The sequence below is a fragment of the Aliiglaciecola sp. NS0011-25 genome, from assembly GCF_040370605.1.
Classification (GTDB): Bacteria; Pseudomonadota; Gammaproteobacteria; order Enterobacterales; family Alteromonadaceae; genus Aliiglaciecola; species Aliiglaciecola lipolytica_A.
The window spans coordinates 94985-109636 of the sequence record NZ_BAABWR010000014.1; the positions used below are offsets into that span (position 1 = coordinate 94985).

Genomic DNA, 14652 nt, shown 5'->3' on the forward strand with positions numbered 1-14652 from the left:
TTACCAATTCCTCTTCGACTGGCTTGGCGTACGTTGACGACGTCGTTGTTGATTTTCCAGCAGCATTTTGCGCTTGAGTAAATAGGACGGATCATCGGGGACGCGATTGAGCAAATTTTGCATTCTTTGCATTTCTTCACGCTCCTCATCCGTCATTGATTCTTCTGCTTCTTGCACCTGCTGTGCAGCTTGCTGTTCTTGTTCAGTCTGTTGCTCTTGTTGTGACGGGTCCTGCTGTTGCTCTGACTCGTTTTGTTGTTCAGATTCGTCTTGTTGTTCGGAATCATCTTGTTGGTTTTGTTCAGCATCTTGTTCATTTTGAGACTGATCTTGCTGTTCTTGATTTTGTTGCTCTTGCTGCTCTTGCTGAGACTCTTGATTTTGCTGGTCTTGGTTCTGTTGATCTTGCTGCGACTGCTGATCTTGCGAGTCTTGTTGTTGCTGCGACTGTTGATCTTCAGATTGCTGCTCTTCAGAGTCGTCACCTTGTTGATCTTGCTGTTGGTTTTGTTGTTCTTGCTCTTGCTGTTCTTTTAGTTGTTCGAGTATCTCTTTGTTTTTCAACGCATCTGCATGATCAGGTTGTTGCGCAAGAGCTTCATCATACCTTTGTATGGCCTCATCTAATTCGCCCAACTGTGCCAGTGCATTGCCTTGATTGTATAGTGCTTGTGGGCCTTCAGCTTTTGAAAATGCATCCAAAGCGGCTTGATAATTACCTTGTTTGTAAAGCGCTGCGCCTTGCCACATAGGACTTTCAAACTCGTTTGCTGCTTGCTCATAATCTTGCTTTTGCAGAGACTCTAAACCGCGTTGATCTCTGTTTTTAAACCAGTCTTGCCAGGTATTTGCAAAGGCGGGTTGGGGCGCCAATGAACTGGTTACCAAGGTAACTAAAAATATCGCAACATAACCTCTTCGAAAAGCCAAAGCGGCGAGCGGTAACAACAGCAAAAGCAGATAAGGACCGGCTTCTTGCCATTCATCACCAAACTGTTCATTGTCATCTTTGTTTGAAATTGTTTCGTGATTTATCAGGCTTTGCTCCGTTAAATATTTAATATCACTGTCATTTGCTGTAATCGCATAAAACTTTCCACCGCTTTTGCGGGCTAAACCTGACAATATTTGTGCATCCATTTTAGGGATAACTATGGCGCCTCTATTGTCTTTCAAAAAGTCACCATCAAGCAATTGAATAGGAGCACCTTCAGCTGTGCCCACTCCCAAAATGGAAATACGATAGGGAAGGCTTTCAATATAAGTATTCAATTCGGCTAATTGTGAAACTTCCACACCGTCGGTTATCCAAAATATATCGCCCTCTAAAAAACCAGCATTTTTGAGTAATTCGGCCGCCATTTTGAGACCTAGATAGGGTTCACTGCCTGATACCGGCATAATTTCTGGCGTTAGGCTTGGTAGTAAAGCTGTTAGGTTCTGCGCATCTGAACTTAACGGACTAATGGTAAAAGCATCGCCCGCATAGGCGACTAATCCAACATCACCTTCAGAAATTTCATTAATTAAATCAATAGCTTTGTATTTTGCACGGGTCAATCTGTCTGGCGTTAAGTCTGTGGAGCGCATCGACATGGACATGTCTAGCACTACTGCTTTGCCAGCATTGAGTTGAAAAACCGGCTGAGGGAGCCTTTCCCAGCTTGGTCCAGCCAACGCGGTAACGGCAATTATCCAGCCTAAAGCCACTAAGCTTAATGGTGGACGCCTTTGGCTGTTGCCTTTTTCAGATATAAGGTGCTGATAAAGGTGACTTGCTACAACTGACTGCCAACCAGATTGACGTCTGTGTATGTTCATCAATAAAATCAGTAATAACAGCAGTGGGATTAATGCAAAAAACCATTCAGGTCGTAAAAAATGGAAGCTGTCTAAATTAATCATTGTAGCCTCCCCAAAAATCGTTGTTTTATCCATCCTAGAGAACTATTTAAAGCAATTAAAAAACTGAAAATAAGTGCCAATGCTAGCGGATAAAAATATAACGCTTGCAACGGGCGCATCTGGCGGTTTTCTCGTTCAATGGGCTCTAGAGCATCCAAAATAGAATAAATTTGCTGTAAAGACTGGGTATCTTTGGCTCTGAAGTATTGGCCGCCCGTGGACTCGGCAAGTTCAGTTAGCATTTTTTCATCCAAATCTCTCGATGGGTTCGTTCGACGCTGCCCAAAAAAACCTTGGGTTATCATAGAATCTGCGCCAACCCCTATCGTGTATACGGTTACATCATTGTTTATGGCCAGTTCGTTGGCTTGTGCCGGAGTAATATTGCCCGCAGTGTTTTGTCCGTCGGTCAATAAAATGATCACTTTGTTTGATTCTTCTCGGTTGGCAAAACGTTTTATAGACAATCCAATTGCATCGCCAATTGCCGTTTGTTCGCCAACTAAGCCAATCTGACTTTCAAGTAGCAGTTGCTCAACCGTTTTTCTGTCATAGGTTAGTGGAGCTTGTAAATAAGCTGTGTCGGCAAATAATATTAAACCTAACCTGTCACCAACCCGTCTTTCGATAAAATCACTGAGTACGCTTTTAATCATGATTAAGCGATTTACTCGACGGCCATTCACCACCATATCTTCTTGATTCATACTGCCGGATAAATCTACCGCTAGCATTAAATCCCGTCCTTCAGATGGAATGTTAACAGGCTCGCCTAACCATTGTGGACGAGCGGCTGCGATAACTAATGCTATCCAGGCCAAAATGGCGATTATCAAATTGATTCGATTCGGGCCGGTTTTTTTGTTATTGGTTGCCAAATTTGCCGTTAACGCTGGGACGCGTAAAGCAGCTCCTTGCTGTCTTTCCTTTTTGGGCAGTAACAATGCAAGCAACGGCAACGGTAATGCGAACAATGCCCACCACCAAGCAAACTCAAACATTAGGAGCCTCCTCAATCAGCACCGGGCGATTGGATTTTCGTTTAGGTGGTAATGCCGATTGCAACCACGTTTTAGCCGTTAGGGCCGCTTTATTAACATCTTTGTTAGGCGCATCTCGATACAGTAAATCAACAAATTCTTGAATTTCATGTTGAAAACTCTGTTGTTGTTTTGCAGATAATTGACTGCTTAAAAATGCGCTCCATTGTTGCCCGTGAAGCGAGGCTATTTGCTCTTGAGGAAAATAACTTAAGGCCGCTCGTTTTAGCACAATATTGATTTGCGAAATCGCATTTTGTTGGTTTAAATCGATAGCTGATAGCGCCAAAAGTGCTGCTTTTTTGGCTCGACGATGAAGTATGTAGTGTCGAACGCCATAAATAATGCTAACTAAGATTAACAAAACCAAAATAGCTGATACCCACCATCCCCAGGCTAAAGGCCAGATACTGACCTCTTGGGGAAGTTGAATGTCGGCTAACTGATCTAGCGGATTCATGCAATTTCTCCACGCTTTTCAACTAGCTGTTGTTCGATAGGAACCGCAGCACTAACATTTAATAACTGGGTTTTGCATTGCTGCAAGGTGCGTGATATTTGTTCAAATTGACGTTGATGAGATCGATGATATTGTTGAGAAACGGTTTTTTCTCCTAACACTAACGTTTGCTGATCAACGCCATCGGTAACTTCAACCGTTTGTGAATTTGATACTTTGGGCAAATCATGTTCAAAGGGGTCGGTGATGGAATAAGCCACTACTTCACTGTGCCTTGATATACGACTCAGGTGCTGTTTCGCTGCTTCGTTGAGATTTTGAAAATCACTTAGTACAAAGACTAAGCTACCAGGGTGAACTAGTCTTCTCAAGCGTGCACAAGCATCAGAAAATTGGAAGTTTCCAGGTTGTAAATCATCAGGTTGATGAACCTCTACTAATCCGTGTAGTAATCCTAGAACAGCCTTTTTCCTAGTCAGTGGTTTGAATTCTCGGTGTTGGTGTTGATTAAACACCAGGCCACCAATTCGATCGCCACGATTTGTCGCAGACCATGCAATCAATGCCGCTAAATGAGCAACTTGCACCGACTTATAGAGTAATTGAGTGCCAAAGTGCATGTTAGGCGATAGATCTGCCAAAATAAAAATGGGGCGTTCTTTTTCTTCCCTATATAGCTTTGTATGGGTTTTTCCAGAACGGGCGGTGACTCGCCAATCAATGGCTCGTATATCGTCACCAGGTTGATAATGTCGCGCTTCATCAAACTCCATTCCCCGGCCTTTGGTTTTCGCCAAATAACTTCCCGCCAATTTTGATTGGATGGTTTTACGGGGCGCCAAGTTGAGTAGGCTAGTCTTTTTTTGGTAATACAGTAGCTGTTTGATGTTTAAACTAACACCATCAGCATTTAACCGGGTCAACCAGTTTGATACATCTTGCATAGGATAAGGTCTATGGTACTGGAACAAGCGTTAAAATACGGTCTAATAGCTGATTCGCATCGACGCCTTCAGCCTCGGCTTCATAGCTTAGTAATAACCTGTGGCGTAATACATTGTGGAATACTGCACGAATATTATCGGGACCCACAAAGTCTCTCCCCATTAACCAAGCATGTGCTCTTGCGCACTTATCTAACGCAATGGTTGCCCGTGGACTGGCTCCAAATTCAATCCAATTAGCCAGTTGTGGATCATATTTTTCCGGTGTCCGAGTGGCAATGATGAGCTCTACAAGATACTTTTCTAAAGATTCTGCTAAATGAATCTGCAATACTTCTTTACGTGCCGCAAAAATATCCGCTTGATTCATAATATCAGAATTGATTTTTTGACTGCCAATGGCTTCATCCCGCGTTAAACGCAAAATCTCTAACTCTGTCTCGGCCCCAGGATAATCAATTTCTAAGTGCATTAAAAAGCGGTCTAGCTGAGCTTCAGGTAATGGATAGGTACCTTCTTGTTCAATCGGGTTCTGAGTTGCCATTACCAAAAATAAATCTGAAAGAGGGTAGGTCTTATTACCCACGGTGATTTGTTTTTCTGCCATGGCTTCAAGTAATGCTGATTGAACCTTAGCCGGTGCTCGGTTGATTTCGTCAGCAAGTACTAAGTTATGGAACAAAGGACCTTTCTGAAAAACGAACTCTCCGGTTTCAGGACGATAAATATCAGTCCCGGTCAAATCGGCAGGAAGCAGGTCGGGCGTAAATTGAACACGGTGAAAATCACCTTCAATCCCCTGCGCTAAAGCATTTACCGCTCGTGTTTTAGCCAAACCTGGAGGGCCTTCAACCAACAAATGCCCATTTGCCAACAAGGCGATCATAATGTTGTGGGTTAGGTTGTTTTGTCCGATCACCTGCGAATCAAGATACGCTTGTAATCGCTTGAATTGTTCAACTGCCATTAATTTGTCCTAACTACGATGAAAAAGGGTGTACATCAGATAAATGCGATGTGCATTTGGTGCTACATAGTGACACATCCTTTTATATAAGGTTCCCTTTTCGAAATACAATGTTACAAATTGCCAAATTAATCGGGAATCTATGCGAAAAGCTAATTTGTTAACTAGAATTTGAATTTTATCTAACACTCTGTACAATTGGCTCATACATTACAGGTCAGACCACTCTGGCCGGCAAAAATACGAGGACAAATAATGTCAGCAAAACAAACAGTTACTACTCGCAGTGGCGATAGGATCGCTATAGTGGCGGGTCTACGGACTCCTTTTGCGAAAATGGCGACTTATTTTCATGGCGTACCCGCTGTTGATTTGGGGAAATTAGTCGTCAACGAGATGATTACACGCAATAATTTGGATCCCAATTTAGTGGAGCAACTTGTTTATGGCCAAGTTGTGCAAATGCCTGAAGCGCCAAACATTGCTAGAGAAATTGTACTTGGCACTGGCATGAACGTGCATACTGATGCGTATTCCGTTTCCAGAGCTTGTGCGACTAGTTTTCAAGCCACAGTCAATATTGCTGAATCTATGATGGCAGGAAACATCGCCGTTGGTATTGCTGGCGGAGCTGACTCAACTTCAGTGTCGCCTATTGGGGTTTCAAAACCTCTTGCTAGAGCGCTTACCGATCTGCAAAAAACCAAAACACTTGGTCAGAAGTGGAATGTGTTTAAAAAGCTTGGATTCAAAGATTTATTGCCTGTTCCGCCCGCAGTAGCTGAATATTCCACTGGTTTATCAATGGGACAGACAGCCGAGCAAATGGCTAAAACCCATAACATTTCACGACAGGAACAAGATGCCTTAGCTCATCGTTCTCATTCCTTGGCAGCTAAGAGCTGGAATGAAGGCTTTTTAGACGATGAAGTCATGACAGCTTACGCCGAACCATACAAAGGGGCATTGGAAAAAGATAACAATGTGCGCTTCGATTCAACGTTAGAAGGCTATGCCAAGCTTCGCCCTGTTTTTGATAAAAAACACGGTACAGTAACCGCTGCCAATGCAACACCATTAACCGATGGCGCATCTGCAATCGTGATGATGACGGAAAGCCGCGCAAAAGAATTAGGCTATAAACCGTTAGGGTACATTCGTAGTTATGCGTTTGCTGCCATAGACGTTTGGGAAGATATGTTGATGGGACCATCTTATGCGTCACCAATTGCATTGGACAGAGCAGGGATGACCTTAAACGACCTAACATTAATAGAAATGCATGAAGCGTTCGCTGCGCAAACACTGGCAAATATCAAAATGTTTGCAAGCGACAAATTTGCACAAGAAAAGCTAGGGCGAAGTAAAGCCACTGGTGAAATAGATATGGACAAGTTCAATCAAATGGGAAGTTCAATTGCTTACGGACACCCATTTGCAGCAACCGGTACGCGGATGATCACTCAAATGCTAAATGATCTTAACCGCAAAGGCGGTGGTGCAGGTTTAGTGACTGCGTGTGCTGCAGGTGGCCTTGGTGCTGCAATGATTGTTGAAACAGAGTAAGGGGAATTACGTGGATAATGCGAATAAAGAAACTGAACTAACTCAAGCGGGCCAAGTATCTGAAGAGACTAAAGTATCTCAGCAAAATAGCGCCTTTACTCTAGATCTACAAGACAATGGCGTTGCTATATTAACTATTGATGTGCCTGGCGAGTCGATGAACACGCTAAAAATGGAATTTGCAGATCAAATTTCAGTAATGCTAGATGAAATCGAAAGCAATAGTAAAATTAAGGGGGTGGTGGTTGTCAGTGGCAAAGAAAACTCCTTTATAGCGGGTGCTGATATTAGTATGTTAGCCTCTTGTGAGACTGCTCAGGATGTCGAGACGATTGCCACAGGCGGACAACAAATCTTTCAGCGTATAGAAGACATGCGAGTGCATTTTGTCGCTGCAATTCATGGTCCGGCACTAGGTGGCGGTCTTGAGTTGGCCTTAGCTTGTCATTCAAGAGTATGTACTGACGATAAAATAACCCAAATGGGCTTGCCTGAGGTGCAACTTGGGTTGCTTCCAGGAAGCGGCGGCACGCAACGTTTGCCGCGATTAATTGGTATCCAGCAAGCGATGAAAATGATGCTCACTGGTGCTGCAGTACGAGCTAAGCAAGGACTAAAATACGGTATTGTTGATGATATGGTTCCACGTTCGATTCTGCTCGAGGTGGCCACAGAAATGGCGTTGAAGTCAAAACCGCAACGCACACCCGTTAAAATGAATTTAGCGAGCCAATTCTTAGAAAAAACGTCAATTGGACGAAATACTCTTTTCAAACAAGCAAGAAAACAAACCATAAGTAAAACTAAGGGCAATTATCCCGCTCCTGAATTAATTATTGATTGTATTGAAACAGGCTTTGATAAAGGCATACAGGAAGGGATGGCGGTAGAAGCTAAGAACTTTGCTTATTTGGTTATGACCCCTGAATCTGAACAACTGCGTAATATCTTTTTCGCAACTACGGAAATGAAAAAAGAAACAGGTGTTAGCGGTGTTGAGCCTGGACAGTTGAAAAAAGTGGGTATCTTAGGTGGTGGATTGATGGGCGGTGGTATCGCGTTTGTTACCGCTACTAAAGCAGGGTTACCCGCCAGAATTAAAGATATCCGGTCTGAGGGAGTCGCTAATGCGATGAAATACTCCTTTGATCTTTTAAATAAAAAGGTTAAACGCCGGTTTATGCGAAAGTCTGAAATGCAGCAGCAAATGTCTTTATTGACTGGGAGTGTTGATTACGCAGGATTTAAAGATACCGATGTGGTGATTGAGGCCGTTTTTGAAGACTTAGCGTTAAAACAGTCCATGGTCTGTGATGTAGAGGCGAATTGTAATGAAAATACGATATTTGCCTCTAACACATCGTCAATTCCCATTGCTCAAATAGCTGAAAAGGCTGCTCGACCAGAACAAGTTATTGGATTGCATTACTTTTCACCGGTAGACAAGATGCCGCTTGCTGAAGTTATTGCCCATGATAAAACCTCAGATAAAACCATTTCAACTACGGTGGAGCTGGCTCGTAAACAGGGTAAAACACCTATTGTGGTTAAAGATGGAGCTGGCTTTTACGTCAACCGTATTCTAGCTCCTTATATGAATGAAGCGGCAAATATACTCTTATCCGGTGAGCCAATTGAGCATATTGATAAATCCTTAGTTAAATTCGGTTTCCCAGTGGGGCCTGTTAAGTTGTTAGATGAAGTTGGTATAGATGTAGGCACGAAAATAATACCTATTTTAATGGCTCAATTTGGTGACCGATTTAAGTCAGCAGATGCATTCGATAAGGTGCTTGCTGATGATCGTAAAGGCAAAAAGAACAAACGTGGTTTTTACGCTTATTCCGGAAAGAATTCAGGAAAAGAAGTTGATGAAAGTGTTTATGAGCTTTTGGGCATAAAACCAGAACAACGCATGAGCGGAGTTGAAATATCTGAACGTTGCGTAATGTTAATGCTAAATGAAGCGGCAATGTGTTTGCATGAAGGTGTGATTCGTAATCCACGAGATGGTGACATTGGCGCTATTTTTGGTATTGGTTTTCCGCCATTTCTTGGTGGTCCTTTCCATTACATGGATAAGCTTGGCGCAAAATTTGTTGTCGAGCGTTTACAATATTACAGCAGTAAATTCGGTGATAGATATCTTCCAGCAACCAAACTGGTTGAGATGGCGGATAATGATGAAACCTTCTATTGAGCTGCTGAATCTATTGATGGAATGTAAATTACTGGTAAATGAATTGTCTACTTAAAGGGTTTGTTTTTGTAATTAAATTGTTAAAAGTCGGGCTTTGCTCGGCTTTTTTAGTTGAAACCTCTAAAACTACTAGTTTTGTAAGTTTGCTTGAGTATAATTTGCGCGATTGAAACTATGCATAGGCGGGCGAAAATGATTTTAGCGATAATAAGTTGTTTAGTGTTTAGCGTATATTACTATGTTGAAGCTTTCAAAAGTGCGTTACCAGCTAAAAAGTGGGCGTTAGCAGGGCTTATGTTTGGTCCCATGATCTTACCAATGTTTTCAATTTCTCAACGAGTCGCTTTGCGTCAATCTCGTGGTTTTAATAATTCTCTGCTAAGAGTGTAGGGCATAAAAAAAAGAGAGGATAACCTCTCTTTTTTCAAATACTGTCCTTGTCATATTCTAAAATCCAATGCATTAGCACTTAAAAACCAATACCGCCACCAGGCTTAAGAACCTTATTATTATCGAATCCGATACCGCCACCAGGCTTAAGAACCTTGTTAGTGTCGAATCCAATACCGCCACCAGGCTTAAGGACTTTGTCTGAACTAGTCGATACAGTTTTTTGCTGTTCGGTTATATTGGCACCATCTAAGTTTGCGCTTGTAGGTGTCGTAGTTAGCATTAGTGCTACAGCATAAGCTTTTAACATCTTTCGGTTCCTCTTTGATACTTCTGTATTATTTTAATTTTATAACTGACAATTTTTTGTCAATCATTTATATATCTGCGAGGAATATGCCAACTTTAACTTTTGCTGAAATATTTTACCGATTAGAGCGTTGAAATCCTCACATTCAGATAAATTAACCCTATAATTCAATGGTTTGGGATTTTTGTTGTTTTTGCAGGATTTTTTAAAAATTAAGAGTTCATCATTGGACGTCAATTCCACAACTAATATCAAAAGTCGATATTCTGGCGTTGGAATTTTGACTGTTAGTCAGCAAGCGAGCGGGTTGGTGATACCTAGAAGATAACGAATTAACCGGAGTGTAGGTTAATTCGTGCCGATTAATTGGCTAATGTGGACATTTTCGGCCAACAGTTTTTCAAACTTTTTGGCATTTAAGGGTTTACTATATAAGTAGCCCTGCAACATTTCACAATCATAAAGGCTCAGAATTTCGAGCTGTTTCTCTTGTTCTACGCCCTCAGCAACTACTTTTAACCCTAGATTGTGGGCAATATTAATTATTGCTGCGGTCATATGTTTGTCTACGCTACTAATAGCGATGTCATCAATAAAAGCTTTATCTATTTTCAGCGTATTGAGCGGGAACTTCTTCAAATAGGCTAAAGATGAATAGCCGGTGCCAAAGTCGTCTAACGCGAGGTGTATGCCCTTCTCACGCAATCTTTGCATCATTTGCAAGGCTTGCTCTGGATTTTGCATTAGCGTGCCTTCCGTTATCTCACACTCTAAATGGAGCGGTGATAAGCCTACTTTTTGTAGTATACGGGAAATACGATCATCAAGATCCGGCAATTCAAATTGCCGAGCCGAGATATTCACTGCTACACGCCCAGTGAATAACCCTTGTGAAACCCAACGTTTAGTATCTTCACAGGCTTTGCGAAGTACTTGCTCGCCAATGTCAATGATTTGACCCGTTTCTTCTGCTAAGGGAATAAATTGTGCTGGGCTGACAATACCTTTGTCGGGGTGTTCAAAACGTACTAAGGCTTCCATGCTTACAAGTCTGCCGGTGGCGATATCAACTTTAGGTTGATAGAAAACAGTGAACAAGTCATCTTTCAAACCATAGCGGATAAGGTTTTCGATTTGTAATTGGCGAACTGCATTTTGGTTCATTTCACCGCTAAAGAATTGGTATTTGTTGCCGCCAGCATTTTTGGCAAAATACATCGCAGTATCAGAATTTTTTAACAGCTCTTGAGTTGAAGTACCATCTTCAGGATAGAAAGCGATACCAACACTTGCCCCTAAAACAAATTCTTGTTTGTTAATCAAAAACGGGTGGGCCATCTGATCTAAAATACGCTGGGCATAATGGTTAATGCGCTGCATATCTTCTTCGCGGTCGACTAGAATACTAAATTCATCGCCGCCTAAGCGGTAACATGTTGCATTGGTGCCGGTAATTTTTTGCAGCCTTTTACCAATTTGCTTGATCAAAATATCACCAGTTTGGTGTCCTAAAGAGTCATTGATTTTTTTGAAGTTGTCCATGTCTAAACACACTAACGCATGGGGCACATCTTTACGCACTAGGTTGTGATGGCTAGCTTGGAAAAAAGATCGATTGGGCATTTCTGTTAGTGGGTCAGTATTGGCCAATTTCAACAATTCTTTTTCGGTGCTTTTACGAGAAGTGATATCCGAAAATACACCCACATAATGAGTTGTTTTGCCATCTTCTCCATGGATCGCATCGACATTCAATTCCATTTCATAGCGTTCGCCATTGGCGCGTCTAGATTCAACTTCGCCATTCCAATTGCCTTTTTGACGCAGTGCTTTTTTCACTTCCTCGGTGAAAGCTTCCGGGTATTGATTGAATTTAAGATAGCTAGCTAAACCCTGCTCACGGGTTTCACCGGTGTAATTACAATAAGACTGATTAACTGAAATAAAGCGGAAGGTTGTATCGGCAATAAACACACCGTCAGAAATGGTTTCAATTGAACGTTCGTAAAGTTTAAGCTGTTCTTCGGCTTGTTTTAAATGACTGATATTCTTAAGGGTACCAGTCATCCTAATCGGCTGATCATTATTATCCCGCTTGACAATCATCCCTCTATCTAAAATCCAAACCCAATCACCTTTAAATGTGCGAGCTCGATAGGTAACTTGGAAATAGTCCGATTTTTTATCGATGTGGGTCTTTAGCGCTTCTTGAACCCGTAACATATCATTGGGATGGATATTGGCTTGATAGGAACTGTTCGAACGAATGTCGTCTTGTGGAAAATCCATCGTTCCCCATGTATTGGCACGATATACCTGCCCTCGGTAAACATCCCAATCCCAGAGTTCATCTCCACTGCTCCAAAGGGTAAGCTTTAGACGTTCTTCACTTTCTTTAATGGCATTTTGTACCGCCAGTTTACGCCTGTATTGCCGTAACATCAGCAATAATACAAGAATGGCTGACAATCCATACAACGCCATGGCTGGTGTATCTAGCCAAAGCGGCGGTGAAATCATTATGTTAAGTCTTGCGGTCTTGGACCAAGGCCCATCACCAATACGTCCTTGGACTTCAAAAACATGGTTTCCATAGGTTTCAATGGAAAAGGAAGCAAACCTTCCATTATTGCCGGTTTCAATCCAGGTATCTCGCCAACCCAGTAATCGATAACGATAGTTCAACTCATTTTGATACAACGAATTGATATGATCGAAATACAAAGTAAATGGAATGTTTTCGTAAGACAAAGAGATAGAACTAGTTAAACTCAAGGGTTTAGTTAATGGCGAGCCTTCAACACCGATAGCCACAGGTTTATTGTGAATCCATAATTCAGTGATTTTGGGCGGACTTAAAGTTGGTAAGGGGGATGCTGTTCCGCTATTTCCCAGCGTTAAATCTGTGAGTTTTTGGGGATTAAAAACATGGAAGCCATCTGTGCCACCAAAAAACAACATACCTTCTGCTGTCATCAAGGTGGCGCCTTGGTTCAAATCATTGTAATCCAAAGTTTGTCGAGGAATTAACTGTAATATCTCACCTGTTTCCAATGAAATTTGCCAAATTTCTGATTGACTACATTGCCATACCGATGTTTGATTTTGGGTATCTAGTACGGAATTTACGACAATGCCTCTCACGTTATATCCACGGGGGTGGATCTGTTCTATCGGGGCATATGTTTTTTTATCAAGTTTGAAAATTCCGTGTTTTCCTGTGGACGCCCAAAACGCATCAGCCGTTTCATGAACGTTATAAACCACGGGTTGATCTTCGTCTAAATTGTTTTGTAATAAGATACGAGTAGAGTTTGCGTAGTTTTGATCGGTAACAACAATGCCTGCATCAGTTTTTAGCCATATATTGTTTTGGCTATCTAAAAGCAGTTGGGCTATCACTCCACTATTCAAGCCTTTATAAGATATTTTTGTTGGCGTTTTGGCTAGGTCTTTAGCATCGACTAAAAAAGAATGCTCCTTAATGTCTTTTACCCAGAACTGCTCTTGCATCGGCTCTAATTCGGTTATCGGTGTTCCTGAAAATAACGTTTTTACATGATTTAAATTGTCATCTTTGAATTCATAAACATGAATACCGGTATCAGTGGCCAGCCACAAGCGTTTTTCTGCATCAACCTCCACATCCCAGACGAGAGTAGTGGATTCTTGCAAAAAGCGTCTAAATTCACCTGTTTGGATATTATATAGACTGACTCCTCCACTTAACGGAGCTATCCATATAGTTTTATCACCGTTATCTGCAAACCCCCAGACACTATTACTAATGCCCGGCAAATTATCATTAACTATTTTGAAATGTTTAATCGCGGAAAACAATTTATGATATTGGAAAAGACCTGCCGCATGTGTACCAAACCAAATTGAATTATTACTACTTTTATAAGCTTTAATAATGATTGTGTTAATTAACCCTATGTATTTCCCATTATCTCGGTCAATGGAAAATACTGACTGCTCTCTACTATCATAAATACTGATACCATCTGTGGTACCTAACCAAACGTTGCCATCATCGCTTTGTACTATGGTACGAACAGTGTTGTTAATAATTTTCAGTTGATCATTTCGCAAGGCATCCAGTTGTAACTCTATCTGGTAATCTTCTGATAAAACAATAGCGCCAACCGAAGTACCTAACCAATACTGGTTATCAATTTTTACTATATCAAACAGGGTTTTCGCATTTAACTGAATATTCCAGGGGTTTTTCTCTTGTAAATTGTATAAATAGTTAGTTTTTGGGTCGATAGCATAAATGCCGCTTTTTTCAGTACCTAACCAAATAATATCGTCTTCAGCGTAAATAGTTCTTACTGAGTCATTTAATTTAGCACCGTTACTAAATTCAACGACAGTAAAGTCATCTAATTCTGGGTTATATTCGTAAAGTGATGTTTCACCTGAAAAAAGTAATTTACCTTGTTTGGTTTCACCAATAGCCCAAAATATATTGGATTTTAAATTAGAGTTCTTTCGGCCATACACTTGGAAATCATCTTTTTCCGGTAGGTACCTGGCAATTGCCCCCATACTTGAAAACCATAGGTTATTGTTGGAATCGATAAATAATTTTCGAATCACTTCAATGGGAAACTGTTTTTCGTCTGGTAATTTAGGGGTATATTGTTTGAAATCTGTGCCGTCAAAACGGTTCAAGCCATCGACTGTGGCGAACCAAATGTATCCATCTTTATCTTCAATAATATCTAAAACGGTTCTTTGAGACAGGCCTTGTTGCACCGAGAAATTACGAAGCTGAATATCTGCTACATTGGCGTAGGATTTAGAATAGGATAAGGACAAAAGCATGATTAATGCGATTAGCCCAGTAGACTGAAATAATCGT

At 41.4% G+C, this 14652-nt stretch carries 10 protein-coding genes; 3 read left to right on the forward strand and 7 right to left on the reverse strand.

The window, feature by feature from the left end; all coding sequences use genetic code 11:
• The 5 genes from ABWV72_RS13505 to ABWV72_RS13525 are packed head-to-tail and all read right to left on the reverse strand — an operon-like array spanning position 1 to position 5316.
• Positions 1–1905, reverse strand: a complete 1905-nt coding sequence (locus ABWV72_RS13505; protein ID WP_353371136.1) for a vWA domain-containing protein — start codon at positions 1903–1905, stop codon at positions 1–3.
• Positions 1902–2906, reverse strand: a complete 1005-nt coding sequence (locus ABWV72_RS13510) for a vWA domain-containing protein (protein ID WP_216048310.1) — start codon at positions 2904–2906, stop codon at positions 1902–1904. The genes ABWV72_RS13505 and ABWV72_RS13510 overlap by 4 nt, the downstream gene beginning before the upstream one ends.
• Positions 2899–3405, reverse strand: a complete 507-nt coding sequence (locus tag ABWV72_RS13515) for a DUF4381 domain-containing protein (RefSeq protein ID WP_216048311.1) — start codon at positions 3403–3405, stop codon at positions 2899–2901. The genes ABWV72_RS13510 and ABWV72_RS13515 overlap by 8 nt, the downstream gene beginning before the upstream one ends.
• Positions 3402–4349 carry a DUF58 domain-containing protein gene (locus ABWV72_RS13520; RefSeq protein WP_216048312.1) on the reverse strand — a complete coding sequence of 316 codons (948 nt, stop codon included), beginning with the start codon at positions 4347–4349 and terminating at the stop codon, positions 3402–3404. Before ABWV72_RS13520 ends, ABWV72_RS13515 begins: the two co-directional genes overlap by 4 nt.
• A 10-nt stretch (positions 4350–4359) precedes the next feature.
• Positions 4360–5316: an AAA family ATPase gene (locus tag ABWV72_RS13525; RefSeq protein ID WP_216048313.1), complete on the reverse strand. Its 957-nt coding sequence runs from the start codon at positions 5314–5316 to the stop codon at positions 4360–4362.
• 255 nt (positions 5317–5571) lie between these two features.
• Here ABWV72_RS13525 and fadI point away from each other — a divergent pair, with 255 nt between their 5' ends.
• The 3 genes from fadI to ABWV72_RS13540 all read left to right on the forward strand — a co-directional run bounded on the left by fadI (position 5572) and on the right by ABWV72_RS13540 (position 9472).
• Entirely contained in the window at positions 5572–6882 is a 1311-nt protein-coding gene (gene fadI / locus ABWV72_RS13530; protein WP_216048314.1) for an acetyl-CoA C-acyltransferase FadI, read from the forward strand.
• 10 nt (positions 6883–6892) lie between these two features.
• Entirely contained in the window at positions 6893–9082 is a 2190-nt protein-coding gene (gene fadJ / locus ABWV72_RS13535) for a fatty acid oxidation complex subunit alpha FadJ (protein ID WP_216048315.1), read from the forward strand.
• Between the two features lie 192 nt (positions 9083–9274).
• Complete coding sequence (locus ABWV72_RS13540; protein ID WP_216048316.1) at positions 9275–9472, forward strand: hypothetical protein; 198 nt, start codon at positions 9275–9277, stop codon at positions 9470–9472.
• Between the two features lie 79 nt (positions 9473–9551).
• Here the strand turns inward: ABWV72_RS13540 and ABWV72_RS13545 are convergent, their stop codons facing one another.
• Positions 9552–9782 (reverse strand): hypothetical protein, encoded by a 231-nt coding sequence (locus tag ABWV72_RS13545; protein ID WP_303499101.1) that lies wholly within the window; start codon positions 9780–9782, stop codon positions 9552–9554.
• A 348-nt stretch (positions 9783–10130) separates the two neighbouring features.
• Positions 10131–14615, reverse strand: a complete 4485-nt coding sequence (locus ABWV72_RS13550) for an EAL domain-containing protein (RefSeq protein ID WP_502902145.1) — start codon at positions 14613–14615, stop codon at positions 10131–10133.
• Positions 14616–14652 lie beyond the last annotated feature (37 nt).